Here is a 286-nt window from a genome sequence, read left to right as displayed (position 1 = left end):
CGCCCAGTTTTTCGTGCAGCCGGTCAGCCAAATGCTGGTAGAATGCTTGTTTCTGATGAGTTGTTCTGGAGTTTTTCAGAGTGAAGCGGATAAACATCAGTTCATCGCTCCGCTCGACTTGTAGATATAACGGATCATAGAAAAACTCTCCTTTTTCGTGCTGATGTACCACTTGAAAATAGTCATCATGCGGAACATCAATCATCTCCGTCATCGCGGTGTGAATAACGGTGCTCATTTTTTTGAGCCAAGGACCGTTTTTTCCTTTCTGTAAATGGATCTGTAC

General features: G+C 43.7%; 1 protein-coding gene. It reads right to left on the bottom strand.

Features of this window, described 5'->3' with window-relative positions; translation table 11 throughout:
• On the bottom strand, window positions 1-238 hold a 238-nt coding region (locus tag SCA31_RS22970), incomplete at its 3' end, for a tautomerase family protein (protein ID WP_410699348.1).
• Window positions 239-286 lie beyond the last annotated feature (48 nt).

It is taken from the genome of Chryseobacterium sp. SIMBA_028, from assembly GCF_046535285.1.
Lineage (GTDB): Bacteria > Bacteroidota > Bacteroidia > Flavobacteriales > Weeksellaceae > Chryseobacterium.
This window is presented reverse-complemented; position numbering and strand designations above follow the sequence as displayed.